At 62.8% G+C, this 24,637-nt stretch carries 25 protein-coding genes; 7 read left to right on the forward strand and 18 right to left on the reverse strand.

Annotated features, from left to right (window positions below; all coding sequences use genetic code 11):
* Nucleotides 1-89: 89 nt before the first annotated feature.
* The 6 genes from B2S33_RS15410 to lpxO all read right to left on the reverse strand — a co-directional run bounded on the left by B2S33_RS15410 (nt 90) and on the right by lpxO (nt 5,835).
* Nucleotides 90-869 (reverse strand): ABC transporter ATP-binding protein, encoded by a 780-nt coding sequence (locus tag B2S33_RS15410; RefSeq protein ID WP_125921977.1) that lies wholly within the window; start codon nt 867-869, stop codon nt 90-92.
* A 5-nt stretch (nt 870-874) separates the two neighbouring features.
* Nucleotides 875-1,891, reverse strand: a complete 1,017-nt coding sequence (locus tag B2S33_RS15415; protein ID WP_125921961.1) for a FecCD family ABC transporter permease — start codon at nt 1,889-1,891, stop codon at nt 875-877.
* Nucleotides 1,888-2,898, reverse strand: coding sequence for an ABC transporter substrate-binding protein (locus tag B2S33_RS15420; protein WP_059183120.1), 1,011 nt, complete (start codon nt 2,896-2,898; stop codon nt 1,888-1,890). The genes B2S33_RS15415 and B2S33_RS15420 overlap by 4 nt, the downstream gene beginning before the upstream one ends.
* A gap of 149 nt (nt 2,899-3,047) precedes the next feature.
* Nucleotides 3,048-4,214 carry a DUF1624 domain-containing protein gene (locus tag B2S33_RS15425; protein ID WP_288650606.1) on the reverse strand — a complete coding sequence of 389 codons (1,167 nt, stop codon included), beginning with the start codon at nt 4,212-4,214 and terminating at the stop codon, nt 3,048-3,050.
* A 143-nt stretch (nt 4,215-4,357) separates the two neighbouring features.
* Nucleotides 4,358-4,927: a GNAT family N-acetyltransferase gene (locus B2S33_RS15430; RefSeq protein WP_110606810.1), complete on the reverse strand. Its 570-nt coding sequence runs from the start codon at nt 4,925-4,927 to the stop codon at nt 4,358-4,360.
* Nucleotides 4,928-4,935: 8 nt separating this feature from the next.
* Nucleotides 4,936-5,835 carry a lipid A hydroxylase LpxO gene (gene lpxO, locus B2S33_RS15435; protein WP_027914668.1) on the reverse strand — a complete coding sequence of 300 codons (900 nt, stop codon included), beginning with the start codon at nt 5,833-5,835 and terminating at the stop codon, nt 4,936-4,938.
* 157 nt (nt 5,836-5,992) lie between these two features.
* Here lpxO and thpR point away from each other — a divergent pair, with 157 nt between their 5' ends.
* On the forward strand, nt 5,993-6,574 hold the full coding sequence (gene thpR, locus B2S33_RS15440; RefSeq protein WP_145279209.1) for an RNA 2',3'-cyclic phosphodiesterase: 582 nt from the start codon (nt 5,993-5,995) through the stop codon (nt 6,572-6,574).
* Here the strand turns inward: thpR and B2S33_RS15445 are convergent.
* Nucleotides 6,563-7,468, reverse strand: a complete 906-nt coding sequence (locus tag B2S33_RS15445; protein ID WP_128610593.1) for an AraC family transcriptional regulator — start codon at nt 7,466-7,468, stop codon at nt 6,563-6,565. The two genes, thpR and B2S33_RS15445, sit on opposite strands and share 12 nt — an antisense overlap.
* A 178-nt stretch (nt 7,469-7,646) precedes the next feature.
* On the opposite strand from B2S33_RS15445, the gene calA reads away from it, so the two are divergent.
* Nucleotides 7,647-8,699 (forward strand): vanillin reductase, encoded by a 1,053-nt coding sequence (gene calA / locus B2S33_RS15450; protein WP_027914670.1) that lies wholly within the window; start codon nt 7,647-7,649, stop codon nt 8,697-8,699.
* A 50-nt stretch (nt 8,700-8,749) separates the two neighbouring features.
* On the opposite strand, the gene B2S33_RS15455 is transcribed toward calA, so the two are convergent.
* Nucleotides 8,750-10,066 carry a hypothetical protein gene (locus tag B2S33_RS15455; protein ID WP_049696173.1) on the reverse strand — a complete coding sequence of 439 codons (1,317 nt, stop codon included), beginning with the start codon at nt 10,064-10,066 and terminating at the stop codon, nt 8,750-8,752.
* A 198-nt stretch (nt 10,067-10,264) separates the two neighbouring features.
* Between B2S33_RS15455 and B2S33_RS15460 the strand changes: the two genes are divergently transcribed.
* Nucleotides 10,265-11,464, forward strand: a complete 1,200-nt coding sequence (locus B2S33_RS15460) for a sugar transporter (RefSeq protein WP_028686967.1) — start codon at nt 10,265-10,267, stop codon at nt 11,462-11,464.
* A gap of 27 nt (nt 11,465-11,491) precedes the next feature.
* Here the strand turns inward: B2S33_RS15460 and B2S33_RS15465 are convergent, their stop codons facing one another.
* The 3 genes from B2S33_RS15465 to B2S33_RS15475 are packed head-to-tail and all read right to left on the reverse strand — an operon-like array spanning nt 11,492 to nt 13,943.
* The gene (locus tag B2S33_RS15465; RefSeq protein WP_288650608.1) at nt 11,492-12,076 is read right to left on the reverse strand and encodes a LysE family translocator; all 585 of its coding nucleotides are present in this window, start codon (nt 12,074-12,076) and stop codon (nt 11,492-11,494) included.
* Between the two features lie 49 nt (nt 12,077-12,125).
* The gene (locus B2S33_RS15470) at nt 12,126-12,956 is read right to left on the reverse strand and encodes an AraC family transcriptional regulator (RefSeq protein ID WP_288650609.1); all 831 of its coding nucleotides are present in this window, start codon (nt 12,954-12,956) and stop codon (nt 12,126-12,128) included.
* Nucleotides 12,957-13,016: 60 nt separating this feature from the next.
* A complete protein-coding gene (locus tag B2S33_RS15475) occupies nt 13,017-13,943 on the reverse strand; it encodes a LysR family transcriptional regulator (RefSeq protein ID WP_288650610.1) in 927 nt (308 codons plus the stop codon).
* 102 nt (nt 13,944-14,045) lie between these two features.
* Here B2S33_RS15475 and nfsB point away from each other — a divergent pair, with 102 nt between their 5' ends.
* The gene (gene nfsB, locus B2S33_RS15480) at nt 14,046-14,699 is read left to right on the forward strand and encodes an oxygen-insensitive NAD(P)H nitroreductase (protein WP_288501499.1); all 654 of its coding nucleotides are present in this window, start codon (nt 14,046-14,048) and stop codon (nt 14,697-14,699) included.
* Between the two features lie 22 nt (nt 14,700-14,721).
* On the opposite strand, the gene B2S33_RS15485 is transcribed toward nfsB, so the two are convergent.
* On the reverse strand, nt 14,722-15,876 hold the full coding sequence (locus B2S33_RS15485; RefSeq protein WP_288501497.1) for a cysteine desulfurase family protein: 1,155 nt from the start codon (nt 15,874-15,876) through the stop codon (nt 14,722-14,724).
* 174 nt (nt 15,877-16,050) lie between these two features.
* Nucleotides 16,051-16,977, reverse strand: coding sequence for a LysR family transcriptional regulator (locus B2S33_RS15490; protein WP_110606805.1), 927 nt, complete (start codon nt 16,975-16,977; stop codon nt 16,051-16,053).
* A 138-nt stretch (nt 16,978-17,115) separates the two neighbouring features.
* Here B2S33_RS15490 and B2S33_RS15495 point away from each other — a divergent pair, with 138 nt between their 5' ends.
* On the forward strand, nt 17,116-18,345 hold the full coding sequence (locus B2S33_RS15495) for an acyl-CoA dehydrogenase (RefSeq protein ID WP_027914679.1): 1,230 nt from the start codon (nt 17,116-17,118) through the stop codon (nt 18,343-18,345).
* Nucleotides 18,346-18,368: 23 nt separating this feature from the next.
* Here B2S33_RS15495 and B2S33_RS15500 read toward each other — a convergent pair whose 3' ends face one another.
* Entirely contained in the window at nt 18,369-19,166 is a 798-nt protein-coding gene (locus tag B2S33_RS15500) for an OBAP family protein (RefSeq protein WP_033695034.1), read from the reverse strand.
* A 177-nt stretch (nt 19,167-19,343) separates the two neighbouring features.
* Here B2S33_RS15500 and B2S33_RS15505 point away from each other — a divergent pair, with 177 nt between their 5' ends.
* Nucleotides 19,344-19,712 carry a histone-like nucleoid-structuring protein, MvaT/MvaU family gene (locus B2S33_RS15505; protein WP_023536121.1) on the forward strand — a complete coding sequence of 123 codons (369 nt, stop codon included), beginning with the start codon at nt 19,344-19,346 and terminating at the stop codon, nt 19,710-19,712.
* Entirely contained in the window at nt 19,712-20,044 is a 333-nt protein-coding gene (locus B2S33_RS15510; protein ID WP_080992879.1) for a hypothetical protein, read from the forward strand. Before B2S33_RS15505 ends, B2S33_RS15510 begins: the two co-directional genes overlap by 1 nt.
* Here the strand turns inward: B2S33_RS15510 and B2S33_RS15515 are convergent.
* The 4 genes from B2S33_RS15515 to B2S33_RS15530 all read right to left on the reverse strand — a co-directional run bounded on the left by B2S33_RS15515 (nt 19,995) and on the right by B2S33_RS15530 (nt 24,634).
* Nucleotides 19,995-21,029 carry a TerC family protein gene (locus tag B2S33_RS15515; RefSeq protein ID WP_059183119.1) on the reverse strand — a complete coding sequence of 345 codons (1,035 nt, stop codon included), beginning with the start codon at nt 21,027-21,029 and terminating at the stop codon, nt 19,995-19,997. The two genes, B2S33_RS15510 and B2S33_RS15515, sit on opposite strands and share 50 nt — an antisense overlap.
* A 198-nt stretch (nt 21,030-21,227) precedes the next feature.
* The gene (locus tag B2S33_RS15520) at nt 21,228-22,535 is read right to left on the reverse strand and encodes a phosphate ABC transporter substrate-binding/OmpA family protein (protein WP_288650612.1); all 1,308 of its coding nucleotides are present in this window, start codon (nt 22,533-22,535) and stop codon (nt 21,228-21,230) included.
* A gap of 122 nt (nt 22,536-22,657) precedes the next feature.
* Complete coding sequence (locus B2S33_RS15525) at nt 22,658-23,806, reverse strand: ABC transporter ATP-binding protein (protein WP_132578756.1); 1,149 nt, start codon at nt 23,804-23,806, stop codon at nt 22,658-22,660.
* Nucleotides 23,807-23,824: 18 nt separating this feature from the next.
* Complete coding sequence (locus B2S33_RS15530) at nt 23,825-24,634, reverse strand: ABC transporter permease (RefSeq protein WP_023536057.1); 810 nt, start codon at nt 24,632-24,634, stop codon at nt 23,825-23,827.
* Between the last annotated feature and the right edge of the window lie 3 nt (nt 24,635-24,637).

Raw genomic sequence — 24,637 nt, forward strand, 5'->3', positions numbered from 1 at the left:
GCGGCGGCCTCGCTGTCGCCGCCCGTATTCAACATGCACTACCGTCGGCCTACTCGATGTTCACGATGTGGCGCGTGATACGCAGGCGCTCACGCGCTGCGAAAGCGCAATACCTGAGCGCCGTCCAGCGGGTCGGTGAGCACGTGCGCGTGAACGCCGAAGGTACTCAGCAAGCAAGCGGGCGTGAGCACATCCAGCGGTTTGCCCAGTGCGACCAGTCGCCCGTTGTTCAATACCGCCACACGGTCGCAGGTCAATGCCTGATTGAGGTCATGCAAGGCCACCAAGGTCGTGACCGGCAATGCCTGCACCTGCTGCAACAGGCCCAGTTGATGCTGGATGTCGAGGTGGTTGGTCGGCTCGTCCAGCAATAGCACCGCGGGGCGTTGCGCCAGCGCCCGGGCGATGTGAACGCGCTGGCGCTCACCACCGGACAACGACCCCCACAGGCGGCTGCGCAAATGCAGTGCATCCACATCAGTCAGCGCATGCTCGACGATGGCCTTGTCGTCCTCACCGAACGGCGCCAAGGCCGATAACCAGGGGATACGGCCCAACGCCACAGCGTCGAAGACTCGAATGGCATCGAGCGTGTCAGCATGCTGCTCGACCAGTGCCAATGACCTTGCCACCACTCGGCGAGGCAGGCGCGAGAGCGACCTGCCCAGCAGTTGCACGGTGCCAGTGGCCGGCTTGCGCAGGCCTGCCAGCACTTTGAGCAGCGACGACTTTCCCGAGCCGTTTGGCCCGACGATGGCCAGGGTCTCGCCGGCGTGCACCGTCAGGTCGATCCCGTCGAGCACTGGGCGGCCTCCCAGGTGCAGGCTGATGCCCTGGCAGCCCACTGGGGCGAGCTGCATGGGCGCCATGGCGGTCACGCGCGCCCCCTGCGGGCCACCAGGATAACTGCGAACACTGGCGCACCGATCAGGGCCGTGACCACCCCCACGGGGATGACCTGCCCGGCGATCAGCGTCCTCGACAGGATGTCCGCGGTGATCAAGAACAGCGCCCCGCCCAGGGCACTGGCCGGCAGCAGGCGGTCATGACCGGGCCCGAGCAGCAGGCGTAGCGCATGGGGTATGACCAGGCCCACGAAACCGATCGCGCCGACGATCGAGACCATGACGGCGGTCACCAGGGCTGCACAGCTGATCAGCAGCAGTTGAGTGCGCCGTACCGCAACCCCCAAGGAGGCTGCCGAGTCGGCGCCGAAGGTGAAAGCGTCCAGCGCTCGGCGTTGCCACAGGCAAACCAGAAGGCCCAATAGGGCAACGGGTACGGCCAGCCAGACCGAAGGCCAGCGCACGCCGCTGAGATTGCCCAGCAGCCAGAACAGAATGCCGCGGGCCTGTTCGGCCGTGGCCGACTTGGTAATAAGAAGCGCCGTCACGGCATTGAACAACTGTGAACCGGCAACCCCCGCCAGGATGATGTGAGCGCCAATGCCGCCCGGGCTCGCGGCGCGCGCCAGTAGCAGCACCAGTGCGAAGGCGGCCAGGGCACCGATGAAAGCCCCGGCTGACATGCTCAGCGTCATGCTGCCCAGGCCCAGCAGCCCGACCAGCACTGCACCTGTTGAGGCGCCTGCCGACAGGCCCAGCAGATAGGGCTCGGCCAGCGGATTGCGCAGCAACGCCTGGAGGATCACGCCGCAGGTGGCCAGCCCTGCGCCGCAGGCCGCCGCGACAAGGCTGCGGGTCAGCCGGTAGTTCCACACGACACCGGCGTCGATGGGGTCGACCGGGTAGCCCGCCTGCCAGGCATGGTTGGCCAGTACCTGGCCGACCAAGGCCAATGACAGCGGGTTTTCACCGATTGAAGTGCCCGCCAACAGCGCGCCCAGCAGAGCCGCCAGTGCGGCGCAGGTCAGCCCCAGACGCTTGATCACTGCGCTGCGACGCCGGTGGAGAAGGCCGTGGCCAGCGTCTGCACGCCGCGGAACAAACGAATGCCCGCCTGCATCGCCTCGGCATCGAGCACGATGATACGCCCATGCTTGACGGCGTCCATGTGCTGCGTCACAGGGTCATTGCGCAGAAAATCGAGTTTTTTCTGGTAGTCGTCGGCCGGAAAACGGCGGCGGTCCATGCGTGCAATGATCAGCCAGGTCGGGTTGGCCTTGGCCAATGTCTCCCAGCTCACGGTTGGCCACTCCTCGGTGGAGCTCACCACGTTGCGCACGCCAAGGGCACGCAGCATGAAGTCCGCAACGCCCTGGCGGCCTGCCACGTACGGGTCGGTGGCCAGATCGGCGCTGGAGAACCAGAACAGCGCCGAGGTAGTGGACAGGTCAACGCCTGCCAGCTGCGCCTGGGCATGGGCCAGGCGGCCCTTGAGCTCGTCGTTGAGGGCGGCGCCACGAGCCTGCACATCGAAGACGCTGGCCAATTCACTGACACTCTTATAGATGCTTTCGACCTGGAAGGCTTGCAGCCGCGTGCCGTCGGCGCCCACCCGGTTGTCCTTGCCTTCGCAATCCGACGGCAGCACATAGGTGGCGATGCCCAGCTCATTGAATTGCTCGCGCGTACCCACCGCACCCTGGTCCCCCACCATCCACTCGAACTGGGCCGTCACCAGCTGCGGGCGCTTGCCCACTACCGCCTCGAAGCTGGGCTCGTTGTCGGCAAGCCGAGGGACCTTGGCGTCCTGCGCCTGGTAATCGGGTAATACGTCATTGAACCAAAGCGATGACGCGGCCAGCCGGGGGGCCAAGCCCAGCGCGTACAGCATTTCGGTGCCTGCCTGGCCAATCGTCACCACGCGTTGGGGGGCTTGGGCGAACACCTGGGGTTTGCCGCAGTTGTCGACCGTCAGCGGATACGCGGTAGGTGCACCCTGAGCCAAGCCGGCAATGCCAAGGCCAGCGAGCAGGGTGGCGAAACGGGGCAGCATGCAGGACGATCTCCTGTTGGGCAGTTCCTGGTGGCTCGCGCAAGACGAACGCGGGATTCACTATTGATTTGAGCGGTGGAAACCGGGGGGGCACGCATGGTAGACCATCGCGCCGCCGGGTGAAACGCTTTAAGGGGCTGATTTAGCGCCTAGAAATACTTCAGCCACGCCAAGTCACGCCTGCGCGCCTTCAACCGGGCGAACCAGCGCACAGGTGGGTAGAGCATCAGCGGTAGCAGGGCCGACGTCAGCCAGACTGCGGCAATGGTCTCGAAACCGAAGTAGGCGCCCTGGTTGGCGCCCCACACGCCCACTGCGCTCAGGTACAGCAGTTTGAGCACGTACAGGTGCAGGAGATAGAAAAACATCGGGGCTGCGCCAAACATCGCCAGCACTGCGATCCAGCGCGGGTGCCCGGCGCGCTCGAATGCGCGCAGCAACAGCAGCCCAACGCCCAAGGTCAACATCAGGAACAGCAGTGATGGAGGGTACTTGGTGATGTTGAAGAAACTCATCAGCGTCTGCGTCAGCGCAGGGTGAATGCTCCAGTGCGCTTCGCCATAGCCGTTGATCACGCGTAGCGCGACAAAGCCCAGGAGTGCGCCGCACCCAGCCTGTAGCAGGCGTCGTTGACGCAGTGCCGGCGTGCAGGCGCTGTGCAACCAAGGGCCCAGCCAGTAGCCAACGGCGATGACGCCGAGCCAGGGCAGTACCGGGTAGGATGTGCGCAGACGCAGTGTGGCGCTGATGTCGAGCCAGGTACGGTCATGCGCGATGGCCCACGGCACATGCCAGGGGGATGTGGCGCTGAAGTGCACACCGTCAAGCAGGTTGTGCCCGGCGATGATGGCCAGCCCAACAGCGAGCAGACCAGCCCGGGGCAGCCATATCAAGGCTGACAGCGCCATCATGCTGATACCGATGGCCCAGATCACTTGCAGGTAGATCACAGTCGGCGGCACCTGGAATGTCCAGGCAACGTTCACTAGGGTGAGCTCCAGCACTACCAGAAACAGCCCGCGCTTGAACAGGAATAACGAGACTTCCCTGCGACTCTGCCGCTTTTCGCCATAAAGCCAGGCAGACAAGCCGGTAAGCAGCACGAAGACGGGCGCGCACAGGTGGGCGAGGGTGCGACTGACGAACAACGCCGGGTCGGTGGTTTCCACTGCCATCGGGTCACTGACCTGATGCTGCATGAAAAACGTTTCGCGGACGTGGTCCAGCAGCATGATCAGCATGACGATACCGCGAAGGGCGTCGATGCTCTGCAGGCGTTGATGGGAGAGGGGCGTCGGCAGGATTGCAGGGGGCATGGACATCACGTATCAAAACGAAGATCGCAACGTTATCTTATAACTCATGCGCTGAGCAAGGCTGTTCTTGGCATGCGCGCCTCGCTCGTATCGCCCAGGGCCGTTGCACGCATCCGGCCCTAACGCCCCTGCGCCTGTACTGCCTACCGACCCTTGCGACGCGCTACGCGCGCTTCGATGTTCTTGCGCCCAATGAGCAGCGCAGGCTTTTCCGTGACTGGCTCATCAGCCAGCCATTTGTACATGACAAGGCAATCCACCAACCCCAGATGCGCATGCCGATAGGCCTTGGGCAAGCGGCCGACGGTTTCGAAGCCCAGCTTGTGCCACAAGGCGACCGCCACCTCGTTGCTGGCAACCACCGAATTGAATTGCAGCGCCAGGAAGCCTTCCTGGCGAGCCAGCTTCTGTGAGTGCTCGCACATCAAGCGCGCCACGCCTCGGCCACGTGCTTGCTCGGTCACCATGTAGCCGCAATTACCCACGTGGCTGCCTGGTCCGCCGGCATTGGCCTTGAGGTAGTAGGAGCCCAGGAGCTCGCCCTGGGCTTCGGCCACCAGTGTGTGCCGGGGCAGCTCGAGCCACAGATGCCGGGCCTGCTCAAAGGTCATGTCGGGGTCAAGGGCGTAGGTTTCCCGCGCCTGAACCACCGCCTGTAGCGTAGGCCAGAAGCGCTCGAAGTCGTCTGGCGTCATGGGGCGGATATTGATCATGTGCAGCCTCAGATGTAGATGAACACCAGCACCAACGCGGCGACCACTGCCCATTTCTCGAGGTAGTAACGCATGCGATTACGCTTCTTCAGCGCCTTGCCCCGTTCGCGGATGCGATAGATACGGGTGAACAGGCGATTGATGGCGCCGGTCTTGTCGCCCGCATCGTTGGGTGCAGCGGCAGCGGCCATGACGTTGCGGCTGAACCAGCGATTGAACGCCGTGGCCCAGCGGTACTTGAGGGGGCGCTCCACATCGCAGAACAGAATGATGCGATTGTGCTCGGTGGTGTTAGCCGCATAGTGGATGTAGGTTTCGTCGAACACCACGCCCTGGCCATCGCGCCACGAATATTTCTCGCCATCGACGTCGATGTAGCAGCCGTCGTCGTTGGGAGTGTCCAGGCCCAGGTGATAGCGGTAGGAGCCAGCATAGGGATCGCGGTGCCGAACCAGCTTGGCCCCAGGGGGCAGGGTGGCGAACATGGCGGCCTTGACGGTGCCGATGCCTTGCAGCAGTTGTGTGGTGCGTGGGCACAGGGTCATGGCCGACGGATGACTCTCGCCGTACCACTTGAGGTAAAACCGCTTCCAGCCGGTTTTGAAGAACGAGTTGAAGCCAACATCGTCGTAATTATCGGACTTCTTGATTTCACCCACCTGGAGTAAACGCTGGGCTTCCTCACGGATCTCCTGCCAGTGTTCCTGCAGCGGTTGTAGCTCGGGGAAGGCTTCAACCGGCAGGTAGGGCTTGGCTGGATGTTTCGAGAACAAGTAAAGGAAACTGTTGACCGGGGCCAGGAAACTGGAATGGTCACCCAGCTGGCGAGTCAGCTTGTGACGTACCCGACCGCGCAGGTGAACGTAGGCGATCGAGAAGACGAAGAGCAGAACGAGTGCAATTTTCATGGACGTTTACTTGTCGAAAAATGGCCATGCGCATGGCATAAGCCCGCCAGCATAAACAATCGTCGCAGCAGTTTGTACTGATTGTTACGAAACTGTCCGGCCGATTCGGTGTCGCGTTGCACAGTCCGCGACCCTGGTTTCACCTTCAGGAGATCTTATGGTTCAGGACACACGCTCCAGCGCCAGCCCCTTCAAGCGGCTGTTTTTCGCCCTGCCGGTCAGTGATGCCCAGCGCCGCGATGTCTCCCAGTGGCGGCGCAGCCTGGCGCTGCGCAGCGGCAAGCCGGTGCCAGCCGCCAACTTCCATGTCACCCTGGCCTTCTTGGGCAATGTCGACGCGGCTCAGGTGCCGTCTGTGTGCGCTGCCGTCGACCAATTGGTGCTGCCCGACAAGGCGCCGAGGCTGGTGCTCGATCGCTTGCAGGTGTGGCAGAAGGCCGGTGCCCTGGTGCTTGAGGCGCAGCATACGCCTGCGGTGCTTCTTCAACTGGTCTATGGGCTGCAACAGGCGCTGCTGCCCCTGGGGATCGCCGTGGCAGACCGCAGCTTTCGCCCGCACTTGACGCTGTCTCGCGAGTTTCACGGGCAGCCCCCTGAAGCCAGCTCGCCACCGGAGTTCTTTGTCAGCGCCCGGGAATGTGTACTTTACGAGTCCCGAAAGGGCGCTTACCAGGCACTGGCGCGCTGGGCATTAGGGGATGGGGGCGCATTCCTGAGCCCGCCGGGCTCACACCGGTAGGCTCTGATAGGGCAATTCTTCGCCGGGGCTGCGTTCGAACTGGCGTTTGTACTCGCGGCTGAACTGCGACGTGCTCTGGTAGCCCACCCGATGGGCGACCTGTGCCACGCCCATTCCTTCGCCGATCAGCATCTGCTGTGCCTTCAGCAGCCTCAGGCGCTTGAGGTACTGCATAGGCGCCATGTCCGTGCAGCGTTTGAAATGCTCGTGGAAGGTGGAGACGCTCATGTTCGCTCGCCCAGCCAGAGCCTCGACGCTCAGGGGCTCACTGTAGTGCTCGCGCAGGTGGGCTAATGCAGCACCAATGCGGGCGAAATGGCCCTGCTGCTCGACCAACGCTCTCAGTACCCCGGCCTGTGGGCCACGCAAAGCGGCGTACAGCACTTCGCGTACCCGGGCCGGCCCCAGCACCTTGGCGTCCACAGGGTCTTGCAGGCACTCCAGCAATCGCTCGACCCGCTCGCGCATGGGCGCGTCCAGGGCGGCCGAGGTCATCGACTGGGGCGTCTGAGCCTGTACCGGGCCATCCGTGGCAAGGCCGGTGCTCTGCACCAGTTCGCTCAGCGTGGCGCGGTCGATCGCGACTGCCACGCCCAGCAAGGGCACATCGGGCGTGGCGAAGGTCTCGCACATGAAAGGGACCGACAGCGCCTGCACTAGGTAATGCCCGGCGCCGTACTCGAGCGTGCGGGGCCCCAGGCGGGCCAGCTTGCTGCCCTGGGCCAGGATCATCAGGCTCGGCTCGTAGATCTGCGGGCTGCTGGCCACGTAGTGGTCCCAGCTCATCACTTGTACCTGGGGCAGGTGGGTGGACACGAACCCTGGGCGTAGTGCCAGGCGACGTATGAGCGTGCAAAGCGGGGCATTGGCGTCTACGTGACGGGTCAGTTGCATGGAGCACCGGGGCAGAGAATCGGACAGCATGGGGAGTCGAATTATGCCCGCCGCGCGTGGTCTTCACCAGCAGCTTCGGAGAATCAGGCAAGGCTTCCGGAGAATCTGCGGTGGGCAATGTCCCTCTCTAGGAACAAAATGCTTCACATGAACCGTTTCACTTAACCGCGAGGTCTCCATGTATACCGCTATCGGTTACGCCGCCCAAACCCCCACCAGCCCGCTGGCACCCATGACCTTCGAGCGCCGCAGCCCGCGCCCGGATGACGTGGCCATCGACATCCTGTATTGCGGGGTGTGCCACTCGGACATCCACCAGGCCCGCAACGAATGGGGCATTGCGGTCTATCCCTTGATGCCCGGCCACGAGATCGTCGGCCGCGTGACGGCAGTAGGCGCCCAGGTCACCGGCCACAAGGTCGGTGACCTGGTCGGTGTCGGCTGCATGGTGGATTCCTGCCGTCAGTGCGCGGCCTGCGCCAAGGACCTCGAGCAATACTGCCTCGAAGGCCCGACCATGACCTACGCCACGCCCGATCGCGTCGATGGCAGCAACACCATGGGTGGCTACTCCAGCAGCATCGTGGTCAGCGAGCATTTCGTGGTACGCATCCCCGAAGGCATGGACCTGCCTAGCGCCGCTCCTATCCTGTGCGCCGGTATCACCACCTATTCACCGCTCAAGCACCACGGTGTAGGCCCAGGCCACAAGGTGGGCATTCTTGGCATGGGTGGCCTGGGGCACATGGGCATCAAGCTAGCCAAGGCGCTGGGTGCCGAAGTCACGCTGTTCACCCGGTCCGAGGCCAAGGCCGCTGAGGCGCGTCGCCAGGGAGCAGACCATGTGATCGTGTCCACCGACGCCGAGCAGATGAAAGCCGCTGCCGGTCGCTTCGACTTCCTGCTCGACACCATCCCTGTCCAGCACGACCTCAATCCCTACCTGGAAACCCTGACGTTCGACGGCGTGCACATCCTCGTCGGGCTGATCGAACCGATCGAGCCTGCGCTGCATGCTGCCAACCTGGTCATGAAGCGCCGCGTGCTGGCCGGCTCGTTGATCGGCGGTATCGCAGAAACCCAGGAGGTGCTGGACTTCTGTGCCAAGCACGACATTCGCTGCGACATCGAGATGCTGGACATCCGCCATATCAACGAGGCGTATGAGCGCATGATCGCAGGCGACGTGAAGTACCGCTTCGTGATCGACATGGCGACCCTCAAGGCCTGATCAGCCATTGACCTGCTCCGGGGCAGCCGGTGCAGGTCCTGTTGCTGGCCTTACCAGGCCAGCGGCTTCTCTCCACCTCTCCAGAACAGCCAGCGCCGGACCTCACCATGCGGGCCTGTGCCGATCTGCCAATCGGGTCGGCCACGGTCGAGCGCGATCACCGAGATGAACCCCGCATGGCTTGCAGCGACGAGGGTTCTCCCATCCTCGCTGATGTCCATCGCGCTGATGGTCGAACCCAGATAGTGCTGCCAGCGTTCGCTACCGTCTTCCCCGAACGCCCTTAGATAACCATAGGCATCACCGACGATGTACTCGTCCTGGCGCGCCACGCCTGCATAGACCCGTGCGCCTTCCTGCACCACCGGCGTGCGGGGGTCCTGGCTGTAGTAATCCGTGTCCAGGCCTTCCAGGTCGCTCACCCTGACGGCCAGCGATGCGCCGCTGTAGAAGTGACAGGCATTGAGCAGCAACTGGTCCCCGGCGCGGTTGAACAGGGCGTAGTGCGGGTATTCGCTGGCCGGCCCGATACTGGCAACAGGCCGTAACCGATGGTCCAGCACCTGGTGTCGGTTGGCTTGCTCGCCCACCACGACCCGCTTGCCGTCAGGCGAAACAGCGCCGTGGGCCATGCTCAGGCCAAGGATGATGTCATCGGGGTCCGTGCCCTCTGCCAGCGCTTGCTCGACCTGCTCCTGGCGTGGCAGCAGCCGGCTCGCGCCCTGCTCGGATAGCACGAAAATGCCCTCGTCGCTGACCAGCAGCACCTGTTGCCCGTCGGGGAACGGTATCAAGGCAGTCGCAACGGGGGGCAGGTCGAAAGGCTCGAACGGATAGCCCTTGGGCAACCCCTCCAAACCGGTAGGCCAGGCCAGCCGCCGCACCTGTGGGCCGCCCCATCCATCGGTCACGCGCACACCCTCGGCATTGGCCAGGGCGAAGAAGCGCCGAGCCGGGCACCGGCCGAAATGTTCGACGCCGATGATGGGTGTCACGCTGTAACCATCGATACGCACCACCTGGCCTTTCTCGTGAGGCATGCCGATCCGTGCGAGCAGGCTGCCGTCGTCGAGCAGCAGTAACGTGGCGATACCCTGGCCGTGCGTATCGAGCAGGGGCAACAAGGGCGCATGGGCTGGCGGCCAGGCCTGGCGAAACGTCTGGCGCTGGTGCTCCTCGACAGCCGGCTGATTGACCGTGCGCAAGGCGGCGCGCCAGGCGTCCAGCAAGTGCTCGGTGGCAGGGTGCCGGGGTTCTTCGAGCTGGTCCCAGCCGTGCGCACGGCCTTGTGCGACATAGTCGTTGACGGCCTGGGCGTAGGTGATAACGGCCTGCTGCCATTGCTGCTGGGGATGCTGCTTGTCCATGAGTGGGTGGAACTCCTTGATGTGCGCCAGTATCCGAGATTGCGCATGGTACTCCTTCGGTACGGCGGTTGTGAGGCCCAAGCATGACGCGTACCATGCCTGCGTCCCCAATTTTAATAAGACACACGCTCATACCGCTCCTTGCCGGGGCTGGACGTGCGTGGTCTTGCCTTGCCTGTGGAGAACCGGTTTCACGCCATGAACGGACCCCTACCTGACCATTTGCCACCCACTGTAGGCGGCGGCAGCTGGCTGAGCGTCATCGCCCTGGCGTTGGCCGCCTTCATCTTCAACACCACCGAGTTCGTCCCGGTGGCGCTGCTCAGCGACATTGGCCGCAGCTTCGACATGACCACTGCGCAAGTGGGGCTGATGCTGACCATCTACGCCTGGGTCGTGGCACTGGCATCACTGCCGATGATGCTGATGACCCGCAACATCGAGCGGCGGCGCCTGCTGCTGTTCGTGTTTCTGGTGTTCATCGTCAGCCACCTGCTGTCGTGGCTGTCGCAGAGTTTTGCGATGCTGCTGCTCAGCCGCATCGGCATAGCCCTGGCGCACGCCGTGTTCTGGGCGATCACTGCCTCGCTGGCGGTGCGCGTCGCCCCGCCTGGGCAACAGGCCAAGGCGCTGGGCCTGTTGGCCACCGGCACGACGCTGGCGATGGTGCTCGGCATCCCCCTGGGGCGCGTGGTGGGCGAGGCGCTGGGATGGCGCGTCACCTTCCTGAGCATCGCCGGCGTGGCGCTGGCGACCATGCTGTGCCTGATGAAATCGCTGCCGTTGCTGCCGAGCCAAAACTCGGGGTCGTTGCGCAGCTTGCCGATACTGTTCAAGCGGCCTGCGCTGGTCATCACCTACCTGCTGGTGACGCTGGTGATCACCGCGCAGTTCACCGCCTACAGCTATATCGAGCCGTTCGCCTTGCATGTCGCGCAGATCAGCGGTGAACGCACCACGTTGGTCCTGCTGTTGTTTGGCGGCGCTGGCGTGGTCGGCTCGTTCCTGTTCAGCCGCTACAGCGACCGTTTCCCCCAGGGTTTTCTGGTGGGTTCGATCGGCATGCTGGCAGTTTGCTTGCTGCTGCTCTTGCCCTTGTCCGGCAGCTTCAATGCATTTGCTGTGCTGAGCATGTGCTGGGGTGTGGCGATCTTGAGCTTCAGCCTGTCGTTGCAGTCACGCACCTTGAAGCTGGCTTCCGACGCCACGGATGTGGCCATGGCGTTGTTCTCCGGTATCTACAACATTGGCATCGGCGGGGGGGCGTTGCTGGGCAGTATCGTCAGCAGCTACCTGGGCGTGGCCAATATCGGCCTGGTCGGCGGCAGCGTGGCAGTGGTCGGCTTGTTGCTGGCAGTCGGCAGTACCCGCCGCTTTCGCGACGCGCTGACGCATTGAGTGTGGCTTACAGGCCAGCAAGGCTGCTCAGCTCAGTACCGCAGCCCACGCTGAGAGCAAGAGCAGCCCGCCCAGGGCTCGGTTGAATAAGCGCATGCGGCGTGGCGTTTGCAGCCAGGCCGCACTGCCTGCGCCCAGCACCGCCCACAGCGTCATGCACGGCAGGGCGATCACCAGAAACAGCAGCGCCAGTTGCCACACCGCCAGGCCGGGCGCGGCAAACACGCCGATCACGGCCACGGCCATCAGCCACACTTTGGGGTTGATTACCTGCAACGTTGCCGCGTCCACTGCCGTAAACGCCCGCACCTGGGCTGCCGCGCCGGTGTCGCCGGCGCTACGCAGCAGTTGCCAAGCCAGCCAGCTCAACCACAACACCCCGCCCCACATCATCATATGCTGGACTTGCGGGTGACGCGTCAACCATTGGCCCAGCCCCATGCCTACCAGCAATACGGTGGCCGCAGCGGCCAGGCAAGCCGCCAGGATGGGTACCAGTGTGCTGCGCAGGCCGTGACGCGCACCTTGGGCAAGGATGAGCAGATTGGTCGGGCCCGGGCTGATGCTGGCAACCAGGGCAAATGCCATAAATGGCAGGAAAGAATGCGTCATGTGCAGGGGCTCCTTGAGATCAGCCACCATGCTCGCCGTTTGCATTGCGTCAGTCTGGAAGGATTGAGCAGCGTTTGCGGTAGTGTGCCGGCGTGAGTCGATAGGCCCGCCGAAACCAGCGGCCCAGGTGGCTCTGATCGGCAAAGCCCAAGGTGACGGCTACGTCTGCAGGGCTGGCCCCGCCGGCAAGCAAACGCCGGGCCCTGGCCAGGCGCAGCTGGATCAGGTACGCATGGGGGGCAAGCCCGAATGCCGCCTTGAAGGCTCTGGTCAAGCGATAGCGGTCGATACCACAGGCTGTTGCCAGCTCCTGGAGGCCTACATCCCGTGCGAGGTTGTCATGCAGATAATCGCGGGCCCGTTGCGCCGTGAGTGGCAGGCGCGGGTCCGGGTCGACCCGCTTGCGCCAGTGCAGGTGGCGTGTGAGGCAGGCGAGCAGGGCGTCGGTGGCCGACTGCCTGACGAGGAGCAGCTCGTTTGCATGCAGTGCATTGAAGGCAAAAGCGGTGGTTTGGGCGAGCTGCAGGTCCTGGGTCAGCGTGTCGGCGAAACTGGGCAAGGCATCACGGGGCGCGTGTTCGAACAGCAGGCGCAACTGCTGCTCCAGCCAGTCCGGCTCCAGGTAGAGCGTAGAGTAGGTAAAACCGTCTTCAGTAGGCGCAAGCCCATCGTGCAGGTCCCCAGGCTCAAGCATGAAGACCTGACCCGGCACGCTGCGGTGCCTGACCCGACGGCAATTGAATTGCTGGACCCCTTGCTCGGTCACACCGACCAGGTAGCTGTCGTGCCAATGGGGATCGTAGGCATGACCGACGAAATGCGCGCGGATCGACTCGATGCCGGTCTCGGCGTCCTGCTTGAGGTCGATCCAGTTACTCATGGGAGCTCGCTGTGTGCACGCTGATGCGGGGGCTGTATCACGAGCCTAATGCCCCCGGTTTCAGGTGTCTGGAAGATTTGTGCAACTGCCGAGCCTGGCTGCCGGCTGCAGTGCGTCGAACCGCTGGCGCAGCCACTGGTGCAGTTGCGTGACGGCGGGCGTGAGCTGCTTGCGGTGCGGACATACCAGCGTGACCGGCGTCGGCTCGCCCGGCCATTGAGGCAGGACGATTTCCAGTCTGCCACAGGCCAGGTCGTCGCTGACATCCAGCCACGACTTGTAGACGATTCCCTCGCCAAGTACCGCCAGGCGGCGAATCACATCGGCATCATCACTGACCAGTGGCCCTTGCACGTGCACCGTGCGTTGGCCGAGTTGCCACTTGTCGTACACCCGTCCGTGCTGCATGTACAACAAGCAGGCATGAGTGTGCAGTGCTTCGGGTGTCTGGGGTCGGCCGTGGCGGGCCAGGTAATCGGGCGAGGCGACCAGCACGCGCTGGTTCCAGTCGGCCAGGGGGAGGGCAATGTAGTTGGCGTCCTGAGTCAGGCCGTAACGCACGGCGACGTCCACCGGATCACGGCTCAGGTCGGCAATCTGGTCGGACAGCATGAAGCGCAGGTGCAGGGCCGGGTGTTCCCGGCGAAACGCGCTGAGCCATGGCAACAGCATGTTGCGGCCCAGGTCCGAGGGCGCTGAAACCTGCAAGGTGCCGCGCAGGGCGGTGGCATTGTCATGCAAATCGTCATGCCCGCGGCGTAGGCTTTCCAGCACGTTCACGGCGGTCGGCAGATAGCGCTCGCCCTCGGCAGTCAGGCGCAGGCTGCGGGTGGTGCGAACGAACAGGCGCACGTCCAGGTCACGCTCCAGCCGCTTGATGGCGGCCGCCACCTGGCCGGGTAACAGGTTCGCTTCTAGGGCAGCTGCGGTGAAGCTGCCCAGTGCGCTACTGCGTACGAACAGTTCGAGGTCGGCAAGGCGCAGCATTGTCACTCCGTGGGTGAAAGTGTTGCTCGATTGTGCCGGTTTTTATTTGTGGCAGGAAAGATACCATGGGCACTTCTTTCCTCTCGACGACCGGAATTGCCCATGGATACCGTCTCGCTGGCCAAGCGCCGCTACACCACCAAAGCCTATGATGCATCGCGTCAAATTCCCCAAGCCACGGTCGATGCCTTACTTGAGCAATTGCGCTACAGCCCATCGTCGGTGAATTCCCAGCCCTGGCATTTCGTCGTCGCCCAGAGCGACACTGCCAAAGCCCGCCTGACCACAAGTACCGACACCGACTACGCCTACAACTCGCCCAAATTGCGCGATGCCTCCCATGTCATCGTTTTCTGCGCGCGTACCGACATGACCCAGGTGCACCTGGAGGCCGTGCTCGCCCAGGAAGCACTCGACGGGCGTTTTCGGGATGAGCAGGCCAAGGCGGCTCAGGACAAGAGCCGGCGCCACTACGCCGACCTGCACCGTTACGAGCGCAAGGACCTGCAGCATTGGATGGAAAAGCAAACCTATCTTGCCCTGGGTACCGCCTTGCTGGGCGCGGCTGCCTTGGGCCTGGACGCTACCCCCATCGAAGGTTTCGATAGCCAGCGCATGGATGCCGAGCTGGGGTTGCGCGAACAAGGCTTCACCAGCGTAGTGCTGCTGAGCCTGGGCTATCGCAGTGAAACCGACTTCAATTCCGGGTTGAGCAAATCGCGGCTCCCGGCCTCCCAGGTATTCACCTTCCTGTAAAGGCATGCCCGGCTGGCGTGATTCACCACAGTGCAGCGCTGGCCGTCTTCAATGCCGAGGCCATTACCGCAATGGCCTTGTCTACCTCTGCCTCTGTGGTGAACCTGCCGATGCTCAGGCGAATGCTGTTACGGGCACGGCGCTCGTCCAGCCCCAGGGCCAGCAGGACGTGGGATGCCGCATTGTTCGCCGAATTGCAGGCCGAGGTGGTCGACAGCGCCAGTTGCGTGGCAAGCGCCGCGTTGTTGAACCCCGCCTGCTCGATACACAGGTTCAAGGTGTGCGGCACGCGCTGGGTTGCGCAGCCGTTGAGCGTAATGCCGGGCAGTGCCAATAGACCCTCGCGCAGGCGCGTGGCCAACTGTGCCAGGCGCTGGTACTCGCCGTCGCCCGGTTGACCCGCCAGGGCAAACGCGCTGCCCATGCCCGCGATCTGATGCGTCGCCAGGGTGCCGGAGCGCAAGCCTTGCTCGTGACCACCGCCATGCAGCTGCGCACGCATGCCGGCGCGGGCCCGTGGACCGACGAACAGCGCACCGATGCCCTTGGGGCCATACACCTTGTGGGCTGAAAAGGACATAAGGTCAACGGGCAGGCCGGCCAGGTCGATGCCGAGCTTGCCAACCGCCTGGGCGGCATCCACGTGCAACAGGGCGCCGTGCGCCCGCACCCGCTCGCCGATGGCAGCGATGTCGGTCACCGTTCCCAGTTCATTGTTCACCGCCATCAGCGACACCAGGCGCGTGTCGGCGCGCAGCGCGTCCTGAACCATGGCGGGATGGATCAGGCCTGATCGGTCCGGTTGCAGTCGCGTCACTGTCCAGCCCTGGCGCTCCAGTTCGGCCGCTGTGTCCAGAACGGCCTTGTGCTCTAGCTGACTGGTAAGCAGATGCCCAGGCTGGCCCAGTCCCTGTGCGATCCCTTTGAGCGCCAGGTTGTTGGACTCGGTCGCCCCGGATGTCCATACCAGCGACGCCGGCGACGCCCCTACGCGTTCGGCCACCTGCTCACGGGCCAGTTCGACTGCATCACGCGCTGCCTTGCCGTAGACATGCCCGCTCGAGGCCGGGTTGCCGAAATGGGCATGCCGACCCAGGCACGCAAGCATGGTCTCGATCACTCGATCGTCGACCGGGGTGGTGGCAGCGTAATCGAAGTAGAGCGGGGCGTCAGTCATGAGCAGGTCCATTGGCAAGAGAGCGAGGGTGCCTGAACAAGATTAACTGCGCTGTGAAGAGACTTTTGCTCTAAATCAGGGCTTTTTAAGACCATTTTGCAAAAGCTTTCTCCCGCTCAGGCATAACGGAAAAAATGTTCCCGTGCTTGCCACGACCCTTCAGACGGTTTTTATTCACGCACCGCGCAGAGACCGTTCCTCTTCGCTGACTACTCGCTCGCACAACTCTGTGATCTGCTCGCGCATCCAGCGGTTCGCGGGGTCCTGATCAGTGCTTTCATGCCAGTACAGGTGCGTCTCCAACGCAGGCACCTCCACAGGCAGGGGCTTGTAGCACAGCTGATGACGGCGGGCGAAACGCTCTGGCACGGTCATCACCATGTCGGTTTGCTGCAAGACTTGCGAGGCCATCAGGTAATGCTGTGAGCGCAGGGCAACCTTGCGCTGTACGCCCATCTTGCCCAGCGCAAGGTCCACGTAACCCAGCCCGTTGCGGCGGCTGGAAATGTGGATGTGGGTCATGCCAAGGTACGCGTCCAGGCTCAATGCCTTGTCGGCCTGCGGGTGGCCTTGGCGCAGGGCGCAGACGTAGCGGTCCTGCATCAACTTGATGTGCCGCACTTGAGGGTCGGTGTTGAGAGGGGCATCGATGGCGAAGTCCAGTCGTCCCGCGGCGAGCTCCTTGGTCGTTTCTCGACGCTTGCACAGGAAACTCTCGATCAGTACCCCAGGTGCCAGGCGACGCAGACGCTGGAACAGCGGCGGCAGGATCACGGCCTCGGTCAGGTCGGTCATGCTGATGCGAAAGGTCTTGCTCGCTTGCAGGGGATTGAACGTTCGGCTTTCCTGCACTGAGGTGCGCAGCAACGCCAGGGCGCTGCGGACCGAGCCGATGATGTTTTGCGCCATGGGTGTCGGCACCATGCCCTGGGCGGTGCGCACGAACAGCGGATCGTTGAAGGTCTCCCGCAGCCTGGACAATGCATTGGACACGGCAGGCTGGGTGATGCCGACGATCTGCCCGGCACGGGTGAGGTTAGCTTCGGTGTAGATCGCATCGAAGACGATGAACAGGTTGAGATCGACCTTGCTGAGGTTCATGAGCGCCGCTCGTTCTTGGAATTATCGGCTGATCATATATCGGTTATGAATGTTAATACACGCCGAAAATAGACTAGGTGGATGACCCATGCCTGCCCTAGGCTTGCTTCATGTCATTCGACCCGAAGGAACCCGCCAATGGATTTCGCCTATTCGCCCAAGGTGCAAGCGCTGCGCGAGCGCGTGACTGCATTCATGGATACCTACGTCTATCCTGCCGAGTCCGTATTCGACCGCCAGGTGGCCGAAGGCGATCGTTGGCAGCCTACCGCCATCATGGAGTCGTTGAAGACCAAAGCGCGCGAGGAGGGCTTGTGGAACCTTTTTCTGCCTGAATCCGAATACGGTGCAGGGCTGACCAACCTGGAGTACGCCCCACTGGCAGAGATCATGGGCCGTTCATTGCTGGGCCCGGAGCCGTTCAACTGCTCGGCACCGGACACGGGAAACATGGAAGTGCTGGTGCGCTACGGCACGGCCGCGCAGAAGCAGCAGTGGCTGGAGCCTTTGCTGCGGGGCGAGATCCGCTCGGCATTCGCCATGACCGAGCCCGATGTGGCGTCCTCAGATGCCACCAATATGGCGGCCACAGCAGTGCGCGAAGGGGACCAATGGGTCATCAATGGCCGCAAGTGGTGGACCTCCGGCGCCTGTGACCCACGGTGCAAGGTGCTGATCTTCATGGGCCTGTCCAACCCGAACGGCCCGCGGCATCAACAACATTCGATGGTTCTGGTGCCGATGGATACCCCCGGTGTGAGGGTGCTCAGGCCTTTGCCGGTGTTTGGCTACGACGACGCCCCCCATGGCCATGCCGAGGTGGTGTTCGAAAATGTGCGGGTGCCATTGGAGAACGTGCTGCTTGGAGAAGGCAGGGGGTTCGAGATCGCCCAGGGCCGACTGGGGCCTGGGCGCATTCACCATTGCATGCGATCCATTGGCATGGCCGAACGGGCCCTTGAACTGATGTGCAAGCGCGCGGTTGGCCGGACTGCGTTCGGTCAGCCACTGGCGCGCCTGGGCGGCAATGTCGACAAGATTGCCGATTCGCGCATGGACATCGACATGGCACGACTGCTCACGCTCAAAGCGGCCTACATGATGGACACGGTGGGCAACAAGGTGGCCCGCAGCGAAATCGCCCAGATCAAGGTGGTAGCACCGAACGTGGCGCTGCGCGTGATCGATCGGGCGATCCAGTTGCACGGTGGCGCGGGGGTCAGCGCTGACTTTCCGTTGGCCTACATGTACGCCATGCAGCGCACGCTGCGCCTGGCCGACGGGCCCGATGAAGTACACCGGGCTGCGATCGGCAAGTACGAGATCGGCAAGCACCTGCCTGCGTCGGGTTCAGCGGCCCAACGCTGATTGCTGTGGTCACCCCGCCAGGCTCAGCGGGCCGAACGGCTGTTGGTATCGGCAGGCGTAGTGGTGGCAGGTTTGTGCAGATGCGCGCCCGTAGGGTCATCCAACTGAATGACGACGCCTTTCTGCCAACTGTCGGCGCCGGTGTCAGGCGTCGGAATGTCGATGTCAGCGCGCTGCTTGCGCGTCTGGGTGGTATCGATGCCCAGGCGACGATTGCGCTGCTCGACCATTGCAGGGTCTGCCTGACCGTCTGCCGTAAAGCCCATCATCAGTTGGGGCACGCCCATCGGCAGGGACTTGTCCTGGTCGGTATGCCAGGTATGCCACGTCTTGCCGTAGGTGGTGGCCAGGCGTTTCATCAAGGCATGCTCGGCAGGCGCAGGTATACCGGGCGCCACCAACTGGCCGGAGGACACTTCGTAACCGTGGCTGTGCCACAGGGCTTTTTCCTTGTCGGGTAAACGGGCGAACAACTTCTGATCGATGATGTACTCCACGCCCATGATCTTGGCCGTGGCCGTGCTGCCATCGTAGATCACGCACTGAATGACGTCTTCGTTGAGGATCGCACAGTAATGATGCGCTTCCATTTGAATATCCGGATGGCCGTTATAGAAGTGAAAGCCGTCCAGGTAGGCATTGAGTGCCTCAATGGGTGGTTTGGACTGTAACAGCGCCGCGCCTTTTTCAAGCCATTGCGTCCCGGGTTTTATTGGGGCGCCGGGTGTGTGTACGGGTGATGCGGTTTTGGCACCTGAGCAACCGGCGAGCAGGGCGCTGGCGATACACAAGCCAAGAAGGCTGGGGAACGGGTTGGGCATGATTCAGTCTCCGCTGGGTGTGCGCAACAGACCGCTTGCAGGGCACTAACATTTTCTTTGACGGACAGACGGTAATGCGGTCTAGTTAGTCAAGCGGGTTGAACCAAGCGTATGTTCGACTGCACTAACAAGTTACTGAAGTTTTATTGCCCGTCGTACTGAAAAGGAAACGTCCCCATGTCTCGTCTTGCAGAGTTTCGACAACTGGAACAGAAATTGGCTGCCCAACTTGCAGAGCTGGAAGCCATGAAAGGTAGCCCTGAGCTGCAGAAAGAAATCGAGTTTGAAACCAAACTGCGAAATCTGCTGGCCAAGTACGAATACAGTTTGCGCGACATCGTCAACCTGCTCGATCCGAAAAACGGTCAACGTCCCGCTGCGCCTGCTGCGTCCCAGAAAGCGCCGCGTCGTGCTCGGCAAGTCAAGCAGTACAAGAACCCTCACACCGGTGAAGTCATCGAGACCAAAGGTGGCAATCACACCAAGCTCAAGGCATGGAAGGCCGAACACGGCGCAGATGAAGTGGAAAACTGGCTGGCCAAGTAATGCCTGCCCAGCGTTACCCCACGACCCCGGACGGCCGCTATTTCGTTGTCCGGGGGCGGTTGTGGCGCTGTACCGACCCCTCCCTGTCCGAGGCTGAGCGTCAGCACTGGGTGCATGCCCTGATGGACGCCCGCAGAGCTGTAAAGGACGCAAAAGCCGACAACGATCCCGATCAGTTAACCCGCGCCCGTGCCCAGGTTCAGACGGCAAAGGTGGCGCTGGGTGAGCGGGGCCCTGTCTGGTGGGCCGACGGGAGCCCGGACTTCAACCGGCGCATGGCGGTCAATACTCCTTATGCCCAGTGGTTCCAGTCGCTTGATCCGACTCAGTAATCGCAGCCTTGCCCTGACCACGGGTTTTTATCAGCGACACCAGCACACCGCCCAGCAGCAGTCCGAACGTGACACCCAACGACAAGAGGGCGGGCACCTTGCCAATCAAGCCGTGGTAGAAGATCTTGCAACCGATGAAGATCAGCACGAGCGCCAACGCATATTTCAGGTACACGAAACGGTGCATCAGTGCCGACAAGGCAAAGTAAAGCGAACGCAGGCCCAAGATGGCAAAGATATTGGATGTGTAGACGATGAAAGGGTCCTGAGTAATGGCGAATATTGCCGGAACACTGTCCACGGCAAAGACGAGGTCGGCCAGTTCAATCAAAACCAGCGCAAGGAACAGCGGCGTAGCGTGGCGCACAGCATGGCTGCCCTCGCTGGGCGTGATGTGCACGAAAAACTTCGAGCCGTGGATCTGATCGGTCACGCGCATGTGCCGCCGTACAAACTTCAGAATCGGATTGTTGGCCAGGTCCGGTTGGCTGCCTTCCTTGGACAGCGCCATCTTCACGCCGGTAAAAAGCAGGAAAGCGCCGAAGATATAAAGTACCCAGGCAAAGTTCTGCACCAGGGCCGCACCTACGCCGATCATGATGGCGCGCAACACCACCACACCGAGAATGCCCCAGAACAACACGCGGTGTTGGTACCGCCTGGGAACGGCGAAGTAGCTGAAGATCATCGCCATGACGAAGACATTGTCCATCGACAACGACTGCTCGACGAGAAACCCCGTGTAGAACTCCAGCGCCGGCTGCGCGCCCAGGTAGTACCAAACCCCAACGCCGAACAGCACGCCAACGCCAAAATAGCCCGAATACAGCAGCAGGCTTTCGCGCATTTCGATTTCACGGTCATGGCGATGCAGCACGCCCAGGTCGAGCACCAGCAAGCCGACGACGATGGCGACGAAGATCAGCCATAGCCAAGCGCTGGTGCCAAGAAAAGGTGTGGTGAGAAAGGTGTGCAGAGCTGTCATGAGCCCCTCCTGGTCGGTCGACGTTGCGTGGCAACAGTGATCCGACATGGCGGCTGGCAACCGTCAGAGGGGCCCGGTATCACTTAAGCTTGAGCGTAGATCCATTTGTGGGGCACGCCGAATGGGCAGCTGTTACATTTTTTTGCGAAGGGCTTTCGATGCGCTGACGGCTCAGGTCTTGGTGCAGTACTGCAAGCCTCAATAGACCCAGACCTCGACGCGACGGTTGCGCAATCGGCCTTGCTCCAGCTCGTTACCGGCCACCGGCATCTGGTCACCTAGCCCCGCCACCTCCAGCACCTCGATACCCCCGCGCGCCAGCGCCTGGCGTACCGCCTCGCCGCGCAGGCGCGAGAGCAGGGCCGCGCGTCCCGGTGTGTCCTTGGGGTCGCCGAAGCCGACCAGCACAGCCTTGCGCTGCTGCTTGCTGGCCTGGTTCAGGTAATCGATGATCCGCTGCACATCCTGGATGGCCTTGCTGTCCAGGGCGGCACTGCCCGGTTGAAAGCGCAAATTCACGCTCAGCCGCTGGGCGTGCTCTACGAGGTCGCGATACCGGGCGGGCATGTCCGGAACAGGCACCACCCGCTGGGCCAAGACCTGTTGTGACACAAAGCCTTGTTCGGCCACGATGGCCTGACCAGCAGGGCTCTGGATGAAGTCGATCAATGCGGTGGCTTGAGGGCTTGAGGGAGTGGGCAGATACAGGAACAGGCGACGTGACAGGGGGTAGTTCTCGCTGGCCACCAAGGCGCGTTCGGGCAGCCGCGCCGCAGCGGTGCCTTCGGCCACTGCCAGCACCTTCGTCCCGTGTGTGGTCGAAAGGCCGGAGAATCCGATTGCCTGGCGATCACCTGCTACCTGGGCGGCCAGACGATCGCCGGCTTCGAAACGCGTGGCTGTCCGCGCCAGGTTGACCTGCCCAGGCGCCAGCACCCGTGCTTTGAACGTTTCGAACGTCCCGGAGCGTTCGTCCCTGGCGTACAGGTGGATGTCGCCACCGGCCACTCCCAGTTGCTCCCAGCGCTGTATCTGCCCGCTGAAAACCTGCGCAATTTGATCCAGGGACAACTCATGCAACGGGTTGGCAGGATTGACGAGGATGGCGACACCGTCCAATCCGATCACATGTTCGGCGGCAGGGGCCCGCAGGTCACCAAATGCCTGCAATTGCCGCGCTTCGCTGTCATTGATCGGACGTGAGGCGGCGACCAGGTCGGCCTCGTTACGAGCCAAGGCAGAAAAGCCCGTGTTCGTACCATGTGCCGCGATGTCGACCCGAACGGCTACGCCGTCGGCGCGGGTCGCCGTGATCACTGACTCATTGTCAGACTGACCGCGGTGAACCTGCACCTGGGTGGCGAGCTCAGCACGCAGTTGCGCCAGTACCAATGCCGGTAGCAGGGCGCTGCCAAGCGTGTTGGAGCCCTGGATGCGCAGAGGCACGGACTCGGCCCAGGCCATCACCGGTAGCATGGTCAACAGGAGGGCGAACAGGCGGGCCATGCCGATTGGACCTTTACGGTGGGAATGGCCTGAGCGTAAGACAGTGGCGTGATGGTGTGATGACAAGGCGGCCGTGCGCAGGCATTAGCGCACGGCCTGATACGTGGCGTCAGCTCCTCGGCTCAGTGAGCGCCGGCCGATTTGCTCAGGTCACTTTCTGCCCATTGGGTATAGATACACGCATCGGCCACGGCCCAGCGTACCTTGACGGTGTCGCCTGGCTGCATCGGCATGCCTGCCGCCGACAGCGCCTTGACCGTCAACGATGTACCGCCTGCAGTGACGACATGACAGGTTTGGCTTTCACCCAGGAACAACACCTCGCCGACCGTGGCGCTGACTTCATTCCAGCCCGCAGGCAGAGGTTGCTCGGCAGCTTGCTGAGCAGTCAGGGCCAGGGCCTTCTCGGGTCGCACCATGATCAGGGCATCCTGGTCCTGGCTCAGGCCTGGGGTCAGGCGGATGGCCACGCTCTGGCCTTCGAAGCTACCGGAGCCGTTGCCATTGGCCTTGATCCGCAGGAAGTTGGAGTTGCCCAGGAACGAGGCGACAAACGCGTTGGGCGGGTTCTGATACAAGTCGTAGCCACTGCCAAGGCCCACGATTTTGCCATGGCTGAAGATCGCGATGCGCTGGGACAGGCGCATGGCCTCTTCCTGGTCATGGGTGACGTAGACGATGGTAATGCCAAGACGCCGGTGCAGTTGGCGTAATTCGTCCTGCAGGTCTTCACGCAGCTTCTTGTCCAAGGCACCCAGCGGCTCGTCCATCAGCAGGATGCGCGGCTCGTAGACCAGCGCCCTGGCGATGGCCACGCGTTGCTGTTGCCCGCCAGACATCTGCGAGGGCTTGCGGTGCGCGAAGGGCTCCAGTTGCACCAGCTTGAGCATGGCATCGACACGCTTGCGTGTTTCAGCCGCACCCAGCTTGCGAATGGCCAGGGGGAAGCCGATGTTGTCGCGCACGTTCAGGTGCGGAAACAGAGAATAGCGCTGGAACACCATGCCGATGTCGCGCTTGTGCGGCGGCACGTTGACCAGCGATTGGCCCTCCACGAGTATCTGGCCGCTGCTGGGCGTCTCGAAGCCAGCCAGCATCGAAAGGGTGGTGGACTTGCCGGAGCCGCTGGAACCCAGGAAGGTCAGAAATTCGCCTTCCTGAATGTCCAGGTCCAGGTTGTCCACGGCGGTGAAGTCGCCGTAATGCTTGTTCAGGCCGCGCAGGCTGACCAGGGCCTTGCCACGCGCGTTGTCTTGGATCACTGCACTCATGGGTTAATCTCCGCGCGCTCAGGCGTTGGTTTCGGCACGCCGGCGCAGGGCGGCGGCAAGGAACATCACAAGCAGCGACAGACCGATCAGCAAGGTCGATGCCACGGCGATTACCGGGCTGAGGTCCTGGCGCAGGGTGGTCCACATCTTTACCGGCAGTGTCTGCAGGTCGGGGCTGGCCATCATCACGCTCAGCACCACTTCGTCCCAGGACACCAGAAACGCGAACAACCCGCCGGCGATCATCCCAGGCCGGATGGCCGGGAAAGTCACCTTGAAGATGGCCTGCAGGCGCGAGGCGCCGCAGATGACGGCGGCGTCTTCGATTGACTGGTCGAACAGCTTCAGGGAATTGATGATGGAGATGATGGTGAAGGGCAGGGCGACGATCACGTGGCTCACCACGAAGGCGAACAAAGTCCCGGTGTAGCCCAGCTTGAGGAACAAGGCGTATACCGCCACGGCGATGATCACCAGGGGCACGATCATGGGCATGGTGAACAAACCGTACAGCAGTTCGCGCCCCGGGAAGCGACCCCGTACCAGGGCAAAGGCCGTGGGCAGGCCCAGCAGCACTGCCGCAACGGTGGTGAGCACGGCGACCTTGAGGCTGGCCAGGGCTGCGTCCATCCACTCAGGGTTGGAGAAAAACTGCCCGTACCATTTGAACGTCCAGCCCGGCGGCGGAAACACCAGCCATTGGGATGAGCCGAACGACAGCAGCACGATGAAGACCACCGGCAGCAGCAGGAAGGCAGCAATCACGCCGGTGGTCAAGTACAGGCCGGTGCGAAGCGGCCGGCCCATGGCGTTGGGAGACAAGAGCATGTG

Source organism: Pseudomonas sp. UBA5568, from assembly GCF_002425525.1.
Lineage (GTDB): Bacteria > Pseudomonadota > Gammaproteobacteria > Pseudomonadales > Pseudomonadaceae > Aquipseudomonas > Aquipseudomonas fulva.

Excerpts from the sequence above, each read along its gene's own strand:
- B2S33_RS15520 (WP_288650612.1), bottom strand. The coding sequence starts at position 22,535 with ATGGCCCGCCTGTTCGCCCTCCTGTTGACCATGCTACCGGTGATGGCC.
- B2S33_RS15460 (WP_028686967.1), top strand. The coding sequence starts at position 10,265 with ATGAACGGACCCCTACCTGACCATTTGCCACCCACTGTAGGCGGCGGC.
- B2S33_RS15445 (WP_128610593.1), bottom strand. The coding sequence starts at position 7,468 with ATGCAACTGACCCGTCACGTAGACGCCAATGCCCCGCTTTGCACGCTC.
- B2S33_RS15485 (WP_288501497.1), bottom strand. The coding sequence starts at position 15,876 with ATGACTGACGCCCCGCTCTACTTCGATTACGCTGCCACCACCCCGGTC.
- B2S33_RS15430 (WP_110606810.1), bottom strand. The coding sequence starts at position 4,927 with ATGATCAATATCCGCCCCATGACGCCAGACGACTTCGAGCGCTTCTGG.
- B2S33_RS15525 (WP_132578756.1), bottom strand. The coding sequence starts at position 23,806 with ATGAGTGCAGTGATCCAAGACAACGCGCGTGGCAAGGCCCTGGTCAGC.
- B2S33_RS15495 (WP_027914679.1), top strand. The coding sequence starts at position 17,116 with ATGGATTTCGCCTATTCGCCCAAGGTGCAAGCGCTGCGCGAGCGCGTG.
- B2S33_RS15465 (WP_288650608.1), bottom strand. The coding sequence starts at position 12,076 with ATGACGCATTCTTTCCTGCCATTTATGGCATTTGCCCTGGTTGCCAGC.
- B2S33_RS15500 (WP_033695034.1), bottom strand. The coding sequence starts at position 19,166 with ATGCCCAACCCGTTCCCCAGCCTTCTTGGCTTGTGTATCGCCAGCGCC.
- B2S33_RS15425 (WP_288650606.1), bottom strand. The coding sequence starts at position 4,214 with ATGCCCCCTGCAATCCTGCCGACGCCCCTCTCCCATCAACGCCTGCAG.
- B2S33_RS15420 (WP_059183120.1), bottom strand. The coding sequence starts at position 2,898 with ATGCTGCCCCGTTTCGCCACCCTGCTCGCTGGCCTTGGCATTGCCGGC.
- B2S33_RS15490 (WP_110606805.1), bottom strand. The coding sequence starts at position 16,977 with ATGAACCTCAGCAAGGTCGATCTCAACCTGTTCATCGTCTTCGATGCG.
- lpxO (WP_027914668.1), bottom strand. The coding sequence starts at position 5,835 with ATGAAAATTGCACTCGTTCTGCTCTTCGTCTTCTCGATCGCCTACGTT.
- B2S33_RS15470 (WP_288650609.1), bottom strand. The coding sequence starts at position 12,956 with ATGAGTAACTGGATCGACCTCAAGCAGGACGCCGAGACCGGCATCGAG.
- calA (WP_027914670.1), top strand. The coding sequence starts at position 7,647 with ATGTATACCGCTATCGGTTACGCCGCCCAAACCCCCACCAGCCCGCTG.
- nfsB (WP_288501499.1), top strand. The coding sequence starts at position 14,046 with ATGGATACCGTCTCGCTGGCCAAGCGCCGCTACACCACCAAAGCCTAT.
- B2S33_RS15505 (WP_023536121.1), top strand. The coding sequence starts at position 19,344 with ATGTCTCGTCTTGCAGAGTTTCGACAACTGGAACAGAAATTGGCTGCC.
- B2S33_RS15475 (WP_288650610.1), bottom strand. The coding sequence starts at position 13,943 with ATGCTGCGCCTTGCCGACCTCGAACTGTTCGTACGCAGTAGCGCACTG.
- thpR (WP_145279209.1), top strand. The coding sequence starts at position 5,993 with ATGGTTCAGGACACACGCTCCAGCGCCAGCCCCTTCAAGCGGCTGTTT.
- B2S33_RS15510 (WP_080992879.1), top strand. The coding sequence starts at position 19,712 with ATGCCTGCCCAGCGTTACCCCACGACCCCGGACGGCCGCTATTTCGTT.
- B2S33_RS15530 (WP_023536057.1), bottom strand. The coding sequence starts at position 24,634 with ATGCTCTTGTCTCCCAACGCCATGGGCCGGCCGCTTCGCACCGGCCTG.
- B2S33_RS15410 (WP_125921977.1), bottom strand. The coding sequence starts at position 869 with ATGGCGCCCATGCAGCTCGCCCCAGTGGGCTGCCAGGGCATCAGCCTG.
- B2S33_RS15455 (WP_049696173.1), bottom strand. The coding sequence starts at position 10,066 with ATGGACAAGCAGCATCCCCAGCAGCAATGGCAGCAGGCCGTTATCACC.
- B2S33_RS15515 (WP_059183119.1), bottom strand. The coding sequence starts at position 21,029 with ATGACAGCTCTGCACACCTTTCTCACCACACCTTTTCTTGGCACCAGC.